We start from the raw sequence: 15893 nt of genomic DNA on the forward strand, positions 1-15893 counted from the left end.
TCATTGAGTTATGCATTAGGGCTTACTTGCGCTACCGCTTTTTTCCAACCAAGATATAACTTTTCGCGGGTTTCTATATCCATTGTGGAAGTAAACTCACGCTCAGTAGACAGCATAATTTGTAATTCATCGGTCGACTCCCACACGCCAACTGCCAAGCCAGCAAGAAATGCCGCACCCATCGCGGTGGTTTCAATCACTCGCGGACGAATAACAGTTACCCCTGTAATATCAGCTTGAAATTGCATTAAAAAGTCATTAGAAACTGCACCACCATCGACCCTAATTTGTGTCAGTGGCACGTTAGAATCTTTACTCATGGCATCAAGTACATCACGAGATTGATAAGCAATCGCTTCTAATGCTGCACGGATAATATGGTTGCGATTAGCACCACGGGTGAGCCCAACAATCGCTCCTCGAGCATCTGCATCCCAATAAGGCGCACCAAGTCCCACAAATGCTGGAACCAAATAAACACCGTTGGTATCTTCTACTTTATCAGCAAAATATTGGGTATCACACGCATCGTCAATTAACCCTAACTCATCGCGCAGCCATTGAATAACCGCGCCACCCATAAATACCGAACCTTCTAAAGCATAATTTACCTTAGCGTCTGCACCAATGGCAATGGTTGTTAATAACCCATGAGTGGACTCTACGGCTTTGTCGCCAGTATTCATCAATAAGAAACATCCTGTTCCATAAGTATTTTTTGCCATCCCAGGTTCAATGCACAATTGGCCAAATAATGCCGATTGTTGATCCCCAGCCATCCCAGCGACAGGAGTGTGATTACCTGCAAGTTCGGTATAACCGTATATTGCACAAGAAGGTTTCACTTCAGGTAGCATTGCCCTAGGTATATTAAACAGATCGAGGAGCTCTTGATCCCATTGTTGATCATGAATATTAAATAACATTGTCCTTGAAGCATTGGTCGGTTCGGTCACATGGACTTCACCTTGCGTGAGTTTCCACACTAACCAAGTATCGACAGTGCCAAACAATAAATCCCCAGCTTCGGCTTGTTCACGCGCGCCTTCAATGTTATTTAAAATCCACTCAATTTTGGACGCTGAAAAGTAAGGGTCTAGTACCAGCCCAGTTTTCTGACGAACCATCTCTTCAGCACCCTGCGCTTTATGATGTTGGCATATAGTTTGGCTACGACGACACTGCCATACGATCGCATTACATACTGGCTTACCTGTGTGTTTGTTCCAGACTATTGTCGTCTCACGCTGATTGGTAATGCCAATCGCAGCAACCTCACGATGACTGATCCCCGCACGAGTCAGAACCTCAATGAGAACTGAACTTTGTGAAGACCATATCTCCATCGGATCATGTTCTACCCAACCCGCTTGCGGATAATGTTGCGTAAACTCACGATGAGCAACCGCTACAATATTTACTTGATGATCGAACACAATAGCACGAGAACTTGTAGTTCCCTGATCTAACGCAACAATGTATTTTTTAGCCACCATCTGATGCCCTATATCATTTTTATATGATTATTTTATTTAATCATAATAGTATCATTTCCTACATAGACATCTAAAATTACTGTAAACAATGTTCCTCTTTGAGCATCAATTTCATATTAAAAGGCCCCGCAATTGCGAGGCCTAGTTATCAATAATATTGAACTACATTTTATAGCTTAACTGTACACCAGCGAGCCAAACATCACCCGTCGCTTCACCAGTAAACCCAACTGATGCGATACCCAATAGATCTTGTGTCTCGTTAATCGGGGCATCACCATGAGTGCGAATATAAGTAACACCTACATCAACATTCAAATTTTGGGATACTTGGTAACCAGTACCCACACTAAACCATAAACGGTCAGTGTCGGGGATAGTCGTGGTGCGATCTTGATCGTCAACAGCCGTTTTATCAAGCGCCATGCCAGCACGAATTGTCCATTGGTTATTTACCAAGTACGTTGTACCAATTGCATAACGCCAGTTATCTTTAAAGTTTTCTTCTTTTACTACATCAGACTCTAAGTCACCAACAGGCTTTACGTCACCAGTGAAATGCGCCTCTAGTTTGTCAAAAACGCTCCATTCTGTCCAATTGATACTGGCATGCATAGCCCAATTTTCAGTTAACTGATGATAAGAAGCAAGCTCAGCAAATGCTGGTAACTCAATAGGCAAGTATGCATCAATCTCGCTATCTTGATCACCAGTATAAAGTAGCCCTGAAACATGACCGTCTAATTTAAGGTCGACACCACTATGGTAAGCCAAACCAATACGGTTCGCCGAATTAACCTGCCAACTGGCACCCGCTTTCCAGCCATAGCCAATATCATTACCTTCCATTGACTTCAAACTCGTACCACCATCGGGTAAAAGTTCACTGATGCTTTCAGGTACATTAGCATTAGATTTAATTGAATCCATCCAACTCGGCGTAGTCGCATCCAGTTCACCTTCACCATATACAATGCGTAAACCAGCACCTACGGTAAATGTCTCATCAATACGGTAAGCAACACTAGGATTGAACTCTACAGTGGTAACCGACGTCTTGCTGCCAAAAATAGCGGCGGCATCCGATACTGGAACATCGGTCGCTAAACCATAATTAGAATTCACCGCTAGACCCCAAGTCCATTGGTCATTCAATTGATTAGAATAGTAAAAATTAGGCACAAGTGCATTGTCTGCTACATCATAGGCATCAGCATTTATAACTAATGGCTCTGAACCTAACAAGGATGAAGAAAGGGCAACATCACCAACAACATCGACATTTGGCATCACATAGATACCACCACCAGACAATTGGCGGCCTTCTAAATATGACAACATGGCTGGGTTTCGAGCCTGAGCAGAAGCATTGTCAGCCATCGCGGCTTCACCAGCAAATGCACGACCTAGGCCTGTGGCTGAATATTCTGAAAGCTGAAAGCCAGCTGCGTTCACTTGAGTTGTTGCCCCAAAAACAATGGCGCTAATCGCCAACGTTAACACTGTTTTTTTCATTATGATTCTCTGTGTTTTAGTTTCAAACTGCATAAATCGACCTGCATAGAGTAAAAGCTCGATTTAAATGAAGCTGTCAGTTTACCGATCAAAAGATGCTTTGCAATACCGTGGTAGGGCTGAATAACCTGTGAGTCATTCAATTTTAAATTGTGATCGCGATCAAATTTTTAACTTTCATTAAGTAAACTGACAGTAAAAACAGATATGACTGTAAACTTAATCAACTAAATTTTTAGGCAATATTACAATTTTTAATTTAATTACAATCAATTAAAAAAATAAATTTCAATACAAAGGTGTGCTTATTGGATTAAGTGCAATCGTTTGGCATTTGACTGATGGCTATCCATACACAAATTGGTCACATAAAAATAATTACAATTAAAAAACGAAAAAAACCTCTTTATGACAACATAAAGAGGTTTCAAACAAAGAAATAACACTGTGTTTACAATGCGATATCACATCACATTATGCATACCAAGCTGGTATATGCGTTTCATAATCACTGATCTGTTGTCCAAATGACAAAGTTAATCCGATAGCATCAAGACCATTCAATAACTTGTGCCTTGCTGACTCGACAATAGTGAAATCAAACACACTACCAGAAGGTGATGTAACAGTTAACGCTTGTAAATCTACCGTAATCTGCGCCCCTTCTTTAGCGGCGACTTCATCGATTAATTGCTGTACTTGAACTGAAGTTAGCTTAACGGGTAACAAACCATTATTAATCGAGTTACCGTAAAAAATATCGGCAAACGTCGGCGCAATAACCACTCGAAAGCCAAAATCAGCCAATGCCCATGGCGCATGTTCACGCGACGACCCACAGCCAAAATTTTCTTGTGCCAATAAAATAGAAGCGCCTTTATAACGAGGCTGATTTAAGCTGAAATCAGAATTAGGCTTATCGCCTGCATCATCTAAATATCGCCAATCATGGAACAAATGCACCCCAAAACCATCACGGGTCACTTTAGACAAAAACTGTTTTGGAATAATCTGATCAGTGTCGACATTGGCACTATCAATGGCTACCGCTAAACCGGTATGTGCTGTAAAAGCTTGCATAAAATATCCTTGTTTAGCTAATTAGTAAGGTTGACGAATATCAACGAAATGACCCGCAACAGCAGCTGCCGCAGCCATAGCAGGGCTGACCAAATGGGTACGACTGCCACGGCCTTGACGACCTTCAAAATTACGGTTACTGGTTGAAGCACAACGATCGCCTGCTTCTAAACGATCATCATTCATGGCTAAACACATGGAGCATCCTGGTAAACGCCATTCAAAGCCAGCTTCAATAAAGATTTTGTCTAAACCTTCAGCTTCTGCTTGTAACTTCACTTGGCCAGAACCCGGCACCACAATAGCGACAACACCATTGGCTACTTTACGGTTTTTAGCGTGCGCAGCAGCTGAACGTAAATCTTCAATACGTGAGTTAGTACAAGAACCAATAAACACTTTATTGATGCTAATGTCTGTCATCTTAGTGCCCGGTGTAAGGCCGATATACTCTAATGCTTTAATCATGCTGGTGCGGTTAGTGCTGTTAGTTTCAACATCAGGGTTCGGCACCACGCCATCAATAGCAACCACTTGACCAGGGTTAGTTCCCCAGGTTAACTGCGGTGCGATATCGTTAGCATCAAATACCACTTCGGCATCAAAAACAGCATCCGCGTCAGTGTTAAGCTCAGACCATGCTGCAACAGCTTGCTCCCACACATCATCTTTGGGTGCAAACTCACGACCTTTTAAATAATTAAATGTGGTTTGGTCAGGCGCAATCATGCCAGCTTTAGCGCCCATTTCGATGGCCATGTTACATAAGGTCATCCGACCTTCCATGGTTAATGCTTCAATGGCTTCACCACAAAACTCAACCACGAAACCTGTACCACCATCCATGCCGAGCTTGCCAATAATCGCTAATACGATATCTTTAGCCGTAACGCCATCGGTTACTTTGCCACGCACTTCAACTTTCATATTCTTGGCTTTTAACTGGCGTAAGGTTTGTGTAGCCAACACGTGTTCAACTTCGGATGTACCAATACCAAATGCTAATGCACCAAATGCACCATGAGTTGCGGTATGGGAGTCACCACACACAATAACAGCGCCCGGTAAGGTAATGCCTAATTCAGGTCCCATTACATGGACAATACCTTGATTAGGATGGTGAATATCGTACAAACGCACCCCAAACTCTTTACAATTTTGCGCTAGAGTTTCAACTTGAGTACGCGCCATAGGGCTTAACGCATCTAAACTGGCACTGCGAGTAGAGGTATTATGATCCATAGTAGCAAAGGTTTTTTGTGGTGCACGTAGTTTGCGGCCTGCCACCTTTAACCCGCTAAATGCCTGCGGCGAAGTCACTTCGTGAACTAAATGGCGATCCACATAAACTACTGGCGCTTCTCCCTCCGGAGAGGCGACAATATGGGCATTCCACACTTTTTCATATAAAGTTTTACCTGTCACTTGGACCATTACACACCTTCCTTTACTGCTTGAGCGATAAAATCACCCATTTGTGCTGTCGATTTAGCCTCACTGCGTTTATCTGCAGCAAGTAACTCACCCGTTAAATAACCACTGGATAGGGCTTTAGTCACCGCACGTTCAATGGCATTGGCAGCGTCTTCTTGCTGTAAACTATGACGTAGCATTAATGCTGCTGATAAAATCTGCGCTACCGGGTTAGCAATACCTTGGCCGGCGATATCAGGCGCGCTGCCACCAGCGGGTTCAAATAAGCCAAAGCCTGTACTGTTCATGCTTGCCGAAGACAATAACCCCATAGAGCCCGTTAACATGGCAATTTCGTCTGATAAAATATCGCCAAACAAGTTAGAACATAACATCACGTCAAATTCATCAGGACGACGCAATAACTGCATAGTCGCGTTATCAATATAGATGTGCTCTAAAGTGACATCAGGAAAGTCTTTAGCAACTTCTTCAACCACTTGGCGCCATAATACAGAACACGCTAATACGTTTGCCTTGTCTACCGAAGTCACCTTATTTTTACGTCCACGCGCGGCTTCAAAAGCAATACGGGCAATACGGCTAATTTCGCGACGGCTATAACGCATGGTATCGAAGGCTTCTTCATCATCACCTTCACCTTGGCGTCCTTTAGGCTTACCAAAGTAAATACCGCCTGTTAATTCACGAACACACAACACATCAAAACCACGAGCGGAAATATCACTGCGAAGTGGTGACATATGCTCTAAGCCGTCATGTAATTTGGCTGGGCGTAAATTACAAAATAACTCAAAATGGCCGCGTAATGGCAATAATGCACCACGTTCAGGCTGATCATTAGGGGGTAAATGCTCCCACTTAGGGCCACCCACACTACCGAATAAAATGGCATCTGCCGCTTCACAACCTTTTAAGGTAGCGTCAGGTAAAGGGCAACCATGGTTATCAATGGCAATGCCGCCAACATCGTATTCGGTATAGTTAATATCTAATCCAAAACGAGATTCAATCGCACCCAGCACTTTACGTGCTTCTGCCATCACTTCAGGACCGATACCATCACCCGACAAAACTGCTATTTGATAACTCATACTCCACCTAACTCCCTATTCTTATGGATCTGTTGTTTAAAATCAGCGACCTTATCTGCGCGGTACACTAAGTTCATCACATTCACGAGTGCTTGGGCTGACGCCTCAACCACATCGGTGGCTAAGCCGACACCGTGGAATCTTTGCTCATGATATTTAGCTGTTATATCAACTTGTCCTAAGGCATTTTGACCTTCACCTTTGGCACCTAATTTATAATTAGTAATATTGATTTGACGACCAGTCGCTCGCGCAATGGCATTATAAGCAGCATCAACAGGTCCATTACCTGTTGCGGCTTCTGTAATATCTTGGCCATCAACCGCAATACGCACCGTCGCAGTTGCCACACCTTCAGTGGAATCAGAATGTACCATCATGTGTTTAAGTTGATATTTATCATCATCTTGTGTTTTAGACTCCATAAACACTAAGGCTTCTAAATCGTAATCGAATACTTGGCCTTTCTTATCTGCCAAGGTTAAAAACTGCTCGTATAGGCTATCCATATCATAATCGCTTGGCTGGTAACCCATTTCTTCCATGCGATGTTTAATCACATGACGTCCCGAACGCGAGGTCATATTCAAGTTATTACGATTTAAGCCAATACTTTCAGGCGTCATGATCTCATAAGTATTTTTGGCTTTTAGCATGCCATCTTGGTGAATGCCCGACGAATGAGAGAATGCATTTGCGCCAACTATTGCCTTGTTAGCTTGAATAGGCATATTACATAATTGGCTTACCAATGATGACGTACGGTGAATTTCTCTAGCGTTAATGCCACAATCTATATCAAGTAAATCTTTGCGGGTTGCCAAAATCATGGCAATTTCTTCTAATGAACAGTTACCAGCACGTTCGCCAATACCGTTAATGGTACATTCCACTTGACGTGCGCCCATCTCGACCGCTGCAATAGAATTAGCTACTGACAAGCCCAAATCATCATGACAATGAACCGAGATTACGGCTTGGTCTATATTCGGAACCCGATTAAATAGTGTTTGAATAATGCCACCAAACTCACTTGGTACTGTATAACCGACGGTATCTGGAATATTAATGGTTCGAGCACCTGCTTTAATGGCTTCCTCAACCATACGGCACAAATTATCAATTGGCGTGCGGCCCGCATCTTCGCATGAAAACTCTACATCATCAGTAAATCGTCTAGCATACTTAACCGCATTAACGGCCATCTCTAATACATCATCAAAAGAGCGTTTTAATTTACTTTCAACATGAATAGTCGAGGTTGATATAAAGGTATGAATACGAAATTGATCGGCTACCGATAATGCTTGAGCTGCGGCATCAATGTCTTTTTCAAGTGCTCGAGATAACGCACACACTCGGCTATTTTTAATCGTTTTTGCAATGGTTTGCACCGATTGAAAATCACCAGGAGAAGACACCGGAAACCCGACTTCCATGACATCAACACCTAAACGTTCTAGAGCCAAGGCAATTTGCAGCTTTTCTTTAACCGTTAAACTTGCGGCTAGTGCTTGCTCGCCATCACGTAGGGTAGTATCAAAAATTATCACTCTGTCGGACATCGAATTTCTCCATCGACCATCATGTATCTATTTACCTAACTGCAAATATCACAACTGGTACATTTCAAAAGGGCTAGAAACAAAAAACCCCGCGGCTATCAGCGCGGGGTTTGTGTATGCTTAATGAATTATTTTGCATGTGACACAAAGGACTCCGCGCAGGATATGCGTGAGAGGAGAAGGAGTCCGAGTAGAATCAATTTTGTGTTCATAACGTTAATATTCACTTTAAATAACTAAATATGCGATGCATAAAATATGTCTGTGCTTAATAAATAACGCGAGCAGCCTTCTGTGTCAACCCTAATTTGGTCAAGATGAAAAAGATGATGATGTACTAGTGCTTCATTACAGTGATAATAACATTTAACAGACTAAATTTAATGGCTGCCAGTTAACACTACGTCATTTCGATATATACAAATAAACTCAGACCTAAGTCACTGCATCAATTATATTATTATGTCTCACGACAGAAATAACCGTATACTGACATTCCCCATATTGAGTAGACAAATGACGATGACGTTAGCGAAAAAGAACATTAATTATAACTTTAGTCTCATTGTCGCTTTGCTCATGGGGCTAACGCTATATTTTGTGACCTCTTCTGTTTTTGCTCAACCATCTCAACGTTTATTACTACCAGACGATATTATTGTCCAAACTCAACAGCTCAGCACTCGCGAACAACTCGATGTGATCAACAATATCAATACTCAACGATCTGCAGAAGCCAAAGTACTTATTGATTCACTTGTTCAACAACATGCTCGGCAACCATTAACCAATATTGATGCGCTACGATTAAGCCTATTACATTGTTTTAATTTATTGGAATTTGGTGAATTTAATCAAGCTATTATTTTGGCAAAACAAGGTGAGATTAATGCTCGACAATATAAGTATGACACCGCTCGTCCTTACTTTATTCAATGCCAAGCAGAAGCACAACAAAACTTGGGCAATGTGCTTCAAGAACAAATTCTTACAGAGGAATCATTGAGATTGGCTAATCTTTATTCAGAGAAGCAGGCAATCGTGAATAACCTTTACGATCGAAGTAGGCAAAATACTAGCCTTGAAAATTTTAATTCTGCCATTGAAGACTTACGTTATGCGTTAGCTATTTTTGATGAGGCACAAACACAATTTCAGAATTGGTATTTATTACCGAAATCATACCTACAATCAGAAATAGCCAATGTATTTTTCTCAATGGGAGATATTGAAGAGGCATTATACTTTGCAGAACTAGCTTATAAAGAATCATCGACCTTTGGTAAACTTAACTTTGCATTTGCGATTAACTTAGCGCGAATTAATATGGCACTGAAAGATAGAGCACAAGTGTTATATTACCTCAACAAGGCAGAAACTGAAAATAACAAAAACACATCAGAAAGAGATTTCGCAACCGGTAATGCCTTACTAGCTAGTATTCATTTATATGTTGGCGATTACGATGTCGCCGAACAACTAGCAAGCTCAAGTATTGTACTTTTCAGTAAGTACCAAGAACCTATCTACGTCATGCGCATCAAGCGTACATTAGCTAAAGTATATTTTGCACAACATAAAGACAATCAAGCATTATCGTTACTGAATGATATTATTGAACAAGCCACAGAGCTTAAACAGTTTTCGGATTTAGAAGAATTTAACCAGATAATCAGCCAATACTATGCCGAAAAAAATCAATTTGAATCCGCTTATCAATTTCAAGTGCAGCGTTTTGATGCTGCAAAACAAGCGGCTGAAAAATTAAACAATGCTCATTTTATGCAATACAAAGCTAAAATAACGGCACAAAGTGAGCCTATCGATCCGCCTGAAAAGTCTAGTAACATTAACCAAAGCTTGATATTAACGGCACTCATCATCCTAATAATGTCAATTGGATTAGTGATATTTATAACCAGAAACCCTCGCAACACCAACAACGTTAAGAATAATATTGAAAATCAACAATTAAATATCAATAACATGTTAGATAATGCTAAGCATGGACATTATCAACTAAGCATGTTGCTTATCGATATGAGCCATATTCTTACTACGGATATGCCGTTTATTACTCCTAGGCTAAAAAATACCCTTAGAGAACAAGACCAGTTATTCCACCACAGTCCAAATGAACTGATTATCCTGTTACCACATACATCGCCAATTGGAGCCGCAAGAGTGGTAAGCCAAATAGAGCATGTGCTCGAAGAATGGCAAACTGAAGGTAAAGTAAATATTGGTGTAGCCAGTTTGCACCAACTTGATAGTTTTGATGCATTATTGAAAAAAGCGGTATTAAATCAATTAAACAAAATAAAGTCCCAAGAACATAATCAGAAATTATAATAAATGTTGATGGTTAGCCTTGTGTCAGATAATCAGATATTTCATCTAAAAACTCGCCGCCAAATCGGTCCAGTTTAATCTGTCCAACCCCATTGACCGCAAGCATCTCACCCGGACTAGTGGGTAGCATAGCCGACATTTCTGCTAAGGTTGCATCGTTAAACACTAAGTAAGGTGGAATGTCGTTTTTCTCAGCAAGTTCACGACGCAATAATTTTAAACGCGCAAAGAGTTTACGATCGTATTGCTGCGGCGCACGGGAATTTGGTTTACGTTTAACATCAAGCAGTTGAATCCGCGGTACGGCTAACATAAGCGATAACTCAGCTTTCAATATCGGCCTTGCGGCAGGATTAAGCTTAATCGCAGATCCCCGAGTGATGTCCTGACTCATTAAACCTAAATGAATTAATTGGCGGATCACACTGAGCCAAAACTCGGTGGACTTATCTTTACCAATGCCCCATGTCGATAATTTATCATGACCTCTATCGACCACATTAGCCGCTTTAGACCCGCGCAAGACTTCAATAACATGATGGATACCAAAACGTTGCTGTAAACGATAAATACAAGACAGCACTTTTTGTGCGTCTTCAGTTCCATCATATCGCTTAGGTGGATCAAGACAGATATCACAGTTACCACAAGGCTTTGATGCCACTTCATCAAAATAATTTAGCAACACTTGGCGGCGACAAGTTTGCGCTTCTGCAAATGCTGCCATGGTATTCAATTTATGAAATTCGACTTGCTGCTGTGGCCCTGGTTCAGATTGTTCAATCAAATGTCTAACGCGACCAATATCGGCAGGGTCAAACAACAAATACGCCTCAGCATCCAAGCCATCACGACCAGCACGGCCTGTTTCTTGGTAATAAGCTTCAATACTTTTGGGAATATCGTAGTGCACCACAAAACGCACATTTGATTTATTAATCCCCATGCCGAATGCCACAGTTGCCACCACAATATCAACTTGGTCTTTTAAAAACTTATCTTGAACATTGCCACGTTCATCCTGGCTTAAACCGGCATGATAAGCTTGGGCATTAAATCCCTGTAAGCGTAAACGCTCAGCAACCTCATCCACTCGACGTCGGCTACTGCAATACACAATTCCACTGGTGCCATTTTGGATAGTTAAAAACTGACGTAATTGATTAGCCGCATTAAGCTTTTCAGCCACGGTATAACGAATATTAGGGCGATCGAAACTTGATAACAAAGTATAAGGCGTCACACCTAAACGTTCACAAATACTTAAACGCGTCGCGTGATCGGCTGTCGCAGTCAATGCCATTAAAGGTAAATAGGGGAAATACTGTTTTAACTGCCCTAATGCCGCATATTCAGGTCTAAAATCATGACCCCATTGACTAATGCAATGCGCTTCATCAACGGCAAACATAGAAACATCAACTGATTGAAGGCGTTCAATAAAGTCAGGGCGCAACAAACGCTCCGGTGACACATATAACAACTTAATCTCACCAGCGTGAAGCTTACGAAGTACCTCCGCACTTTCCTCGCGCGGTAAAGATGAATTGAGATAAGCCGCCGATACCCCACTTTGTATCAAACTGTCGACTTGGTCCTTCATCAACGAAATTAATGGCGACACCACCACTGCCACACCAGGCAACACAATAGCAGGCAATTGATAACATATACTTTTGCCGCCACCCGTAGGCATAATAACTAAGGTGTCTTGGCCTTGTAAACTTTGCTCTATAACTTCTCGCTGCCCTTCACGAAAGGCACGATAACCAAAAACTTGCTGCAAGCTAGTGGCAAGCACATCTTGCTCTGTCGTCAACTCATCTGAGGTCGCAATATTGGCCGAAATCGGAGTATCCATTCACACTACATTATCATTCAAGGGGCACTCATTTTAAAGCACTCAGTCACAGAAGTCTTGAACCAAAACACTTTTGCGATGTTTTCATTCAAGATAGAAGTTTGAGTTGAGGTCACTTTAGGGTTAGATTAAATACTCTATGGCAGCAAGCTGCCTTAGAATTAATAAAATAATAATAATAATGACCGACAAGGATTGCTCATGACCACCACCATTAAAACTCAGATTTTACAGCAAGTTGCAGATATTTTTGACCAACATGTTCCATTCCATAATCTGCTTGGTTTAGATATAAAACATTACGACATCAATGGGGTTGAAGTCGTGATAAAAATGAAGCCAGAACTCATCGGTAATATCCATCAAAATATTCTTCATGGCGGTGTCACCGCAACAATACTTGATGTTGTTGGTGGACTTACGGTTTTTGCAGGGCTAGTTGCCAGTAAAGAAGATTGGACCATAGAAGAGTTACAACAGCGTCTTACAACCTTGGGCACGATCGATATGCGGGTAGATTTTTTACGCCCAGGTCGTGGCGAGATTTTTACTGGCACAGGTAGTGTTATCCGTTCTGGTAACCGGGTATCAGTGTGCCGAATGGAATTACATAATGAACAAGGTGTCCATATTGCATTTGGCACAGGAACTTATATGGTGGGTTAACAATAAAGATCTGTCTTGCAAAGCTAACAGCCATACAATAAAAGAATTCGCTTAATCACTTGTGTCATCCAAAATGGCGACCTACAATCGCCATCTTCTTCTCGTTACGCCCATTATTGATTGACTATGCCTGATTTAGAATACCGTAAAGGAGTTTTACTGGCAGTTTGTGCTTACACCATTTGGGGTATCGCACCACTGTATTTTAAACTTTTGCATCATGTCCCCGCGACAGAAATATTAATGCATCGTGTCATATGGTCATTTTTATTTATGATCATTCTGATGCAATTTATAGGTGGATTTGGTCGTCTGCGCCTTGTTCTCAAACACCCAAAACAACTCGCGGTACTCTTTGTTACATCAGTTCTTATTGCAGCAAATTGGCTCATTTTTATTTGGGCAGTCAACAACGACCATATGCTTGATGCTAGCTTGGGTTACTTTATCAATCCACTGTTTAACGTTTTACTTGGAATGCTGTTTTTAGGCGAACGTTTGCGTAAATTACAATGGGTAGCGGTAGGTTTAGCCAGTGCCGGCGTACTGGTTCAGTTAATCTCTTTTGGCTCCATTCCGCTGTTGTCATTAGCCTTGGCCGCCAGTTTTGGCTTTTATGGTTTATTACGTAAAAAAGTTAATATTGATGCTAAAACAGGGTTATTAGTCGAAACAGCGATCTTATTACCGATAGCCTTAGGATACTTGCTCGTCACCTTAGAGACATCCTCAGTAAGCATGCTAACCAATAGCTTGAATCTAAACTTACTACTGATTGCAGCAGGTATTGTCACTACCATCCCATTATTATGCTTTGCAGGATCCGCAGTAAGAATTCCATTCTCTATCCTAGGGTTTTTCCAATATATTGGCCCTAGCATCATGTTTATCTTGGCGGTTCAATTATTTAACGAGCCGTTTGATATTGAAAAAGGCATTACCTTCGGCTTTATTTGGGGTGCACTGGTTATTTTTATTGGCGACATGCTAGTGCAACGCCAAAAACGCAATACATTAGCAAAAGCCCAAGTATGATTAAGCTGACTTTTTATTAATCAGATTGAAGAATGATATTAGTATATTTATTCATCCATAAAAAATGCCGGATTAATCCGGCATTTTTTATGTTGACCCTATCGTTACGGTTATAAATCTAACGCAAGGATCTTCGAGCGACGATGATAGTTATAAAGCTGCTTTTTCTTATTAGGTAACTCATCGACATCCACAATGCTAAAACCATGCTCTAAAAACCAATGAATACTGCGCGTAGTGAGTGCAAATAAACGCGAATAACCACGTGTACGTGCTTGGCCAATAATATTATTTAACAACACACTACCACGGTCAGCATCACGATAATCTGGATGCACAACCAAACAAGCAAACTCACCAGCGTTATCTTCTTCAAACGGATACAAGGCCGCGCAGCCAATAACAAGGTTATCGCGCTCAACCAGCATAAATTGCTCAATTTCCATTTCAAGCTGCTCGCGAGAACGACGCACTAAAATCCCCTGCTCTTCTAATGGGCGAATAAGGTTTAGGATCCCGCCAATATCGCCAATCGTAGCCCGACGCAAACGTTCTGCGCTTTGCGTGACGATTTGGGTACCAATTCCTTCTCGTGAAAACAGCTCTTGTAACAGTGCTCCGTCTTCTAAATAACTCACCAAATGACAACGAGGTACACCTCGGCGACAAGCTTCGACGCTTGCTTTTAAAAAAGCAATTGTCGACACTGAAGTATGGTCATCGTCAGCCATACTTTGAAGCATTTCTTCAACTTCATCTGGCATTAACTCAGCAATCACCTCGCCTTTTTTGCCAATAATTCCGTTAGTATCACTAAAACCAATAATTTTATCGGCTTTTAACTTAATCGCGACTTGGGTTGCCACTTCTTCAGCGGTGAGATTAAAGCTTTCGCCCGTAACAGAAGCGGCAATAGGTCCCATTAACACAATACCGTTATTGTCTAACTGACGACGTAATCCTAGCGCATCAATACGACGAACTTTACCACTTAAACAAAAATCGACACCGTCATCGACCCCCAACGGTTGGGCAATTACAAAATTACCACTCACTAAATTGATTTGGGCATTTTGCATCGGCGTATTACCTAAGCTCATTGACATCCTTGCGGTAATATCAAATTGAGTGGCTCCTGCAACCTGTTTAATAATCTTTAAGGTTTCTTCATCGGTAATACGAATACCATTGTGATAAGCCGGTTCAATTCCAGCAATCTTTAACCCTGCATCTATTTGCGGTCGTGCACCATAAACCAATACCACCTCTATCCCAAGTGAATGCAACATCGCCACATCATTTAAAATGCCGCGAAATTGTGGATGTGCTAATGCCTCGCCACCTAACATGACGACAAAAGTTTTACCTCTATGAGCATTAACATAAGGAGCAGAATGACGAAATCCATCAACCAATTCAGTGGTTCTCACAGGCAACGTTACCTCGGTATTAAATTTGATGTTCAATAATGGCTATGACAAAACATGTCACATGACCGGTTGTTTTATTCATTTGGTGTACCCAAAGATATTATTGCATTTTAATTCACTTTTAAAGCATTTTATTTCACTTATGATGAAATAAATTATCTCATTTTTATATTAAAAAATCATTACAGCCAAAAAGTTAGCTCGATTTAGCACTTAATCATATTTTACGTATTTATTTATAATATTTGCATTACACAAAAATCACACATACTCAGCAATATGTAAACATTATTACACGTTAACAATACGAAAATAATGTCTATTAAAATACCATCAGATTAATGCGGTACTGCATGAGTAAACTA

11 protein-coding genes are annotated in these 15893 nt (G+C 41.2%); 3 read left to right on the top strand and 8 right to left on the bottom strand.

The annotated features are described in order from the left end of the window. Positions 1 to 8 precede the first annotated feature (8 nt). The 6 genes from glpK to leuA form a co-directional block, all read right to left on the bottom strand. Positions 9 to 1493: a glycerol kinase GlpK gene (gene glpK, locus FCN25_RS08925; RefSeq protein ID WP_137227372.1), complete on the bottom strand. Its 1485-nt coding sequence runs from the start codon at positions 1491 to 1493 to the stop codon at positions 9 to 11. Positions 1494 to 1658: 165 nt separating this feature from the next. Further along, positions 1659 to 3011: an outer membrane protein transport protein gene (locus FCN25_RS08930; protein WP_137223911.1), complete on the bottom strand. Its 1353-nt coding sequence runs from the start codon at positions 3009 to 3011 to the stop codon at positions 1659 to 1661. A 474-nt stretch (positions 3012 to 3485) separates the two neighbouring features. Further along, entirely contained in the window at positions 3486 to 4091 is a 606-nt protein-coding gene (gene leuD, locus FCN25_RS08935; RefSeq protein WP_137223913.1) for a 3-isopropylmalate dehydratase small subunit, read from the bottom strand. Between the two features lie 21 nt (positions 4092 to 4112). Further along, positions 4113 to 5525, bottom strand: a complete 1413-nt coding sequence (leuC, locus tag FCN25_RS08940; RefSeq protein WP_137223915.1) for a 3-isopropylmalate dehydratase large subunit — start codon at positions 5523 to 5525, stop codon at positions 4113 to 4115. Beyond that, a complete protein-coding gene (gene leuB, locus FCN25_RS08945; RefSeq protein ID WP_137223917.1) occupies positions 5525 to 6619 on the bottom strand; it encodes a 3-isopropylmalate dehydrogenase in 1095 nt (364 codons plus the stop codon). The genes leuC and leuB overlap by 1 nt, the downstream gene beginning before the upstream one ends. Further along, entirely contained in the window at positions 6616 to 8184 is a 1569-nt protein-coding gene (leuA, locus tag FCN25_RS08950; protein WP_137223919.1) for a 2-isopropylmalate synthase, read from the bottom strand. The genes leuB and leuA overlap by 4 nt, the downstream gene beginning before the upstream one ends. Positions 8185 to 8700: 516 nt before the next feature. Between leuA and FCN25_RS08955 the strand changes: the two genes are divergently transcribed. After that, positions 8701 to 10536 (top strand): hypothetical protein, encoded by a 1836-nt coding sequence (locus FCN25_RS08955; protein WP_137223921.1) that lies wholly within the window; start codon positions 8701 to 8703, stop codon positions 10534 to 10536. 13 nt (positions 10537 to 10549) lie between these two features. On the opposite strand, the gene recQ is transcribed toward FCN25_RS08955, so the two are convergent. Beyond that, positions 10550 to 12397 carry a DNA helicase RecQ gene (recQ, locus tag FCN25_RS08960; protein ID WP_137223923.1) on the bottom strand — a complete coding sequence of 616 codons (1848 nt, stop codon included), beginning with the start codon at positions 12395 to 12397 and terminating at the stop codon, positions 10550 to 10552. Between the two features lie 201 nt (positions 12398 to 12598). On the opposite strand from recQ, the gene FCN25_RS08965 reads away from it, so the two are divergent. Together FCN25_RS08965 and rarD are read left to right on the top strand one after the other, a co-directional pair. Further along, entirely contained in the window at positions 12599 to 13063 is a 465-nt protein-coding gene (locus FCN25_RS08965) for a thioesterase family protein (RefSeq protein ID WP_137223925.1), read from the top strand. 126 nt (positions 13064 to 13189) lie between these two features. Beyond that, entirely contained in the window at positions 13190 to 14098 is a 909-nt protein-coding gene (rarD, locus tag FCN25_RS08970) for an EamA family transporter RarD (protein WP_137223927.1), read from the top strand. A 110-nt stretch (positions 14099 to 14208) separates the two neighbouring features. On the opposite strand, the gene argA is transcribed toward rarD, so the two are convergent. Then, positions 14209 to 15528, bottom strand: a complete 1320-nt coding sequence (gene argA / locus FCN25_RS08975; RefSeq protein ID WP_137223929.1) for an amino-acid N-acetyltransferase — start codon at positions 15526 to 15528, stop codon at positions 14209 to 14211. Positions 15529 to 15893: the final 365 nt, after the last annotated feature.

The sequence above is a fragment of the Shewanella sp. MEBiC00475 genome, from assembly GCF_005234075.1.
Taxonomy (GTDB): Bacteria; Pseudomonadota; Gammaproteobacteria; order Enterobacterales; family Shewanellaceae; genus Shewanella; species Shewanella polaris.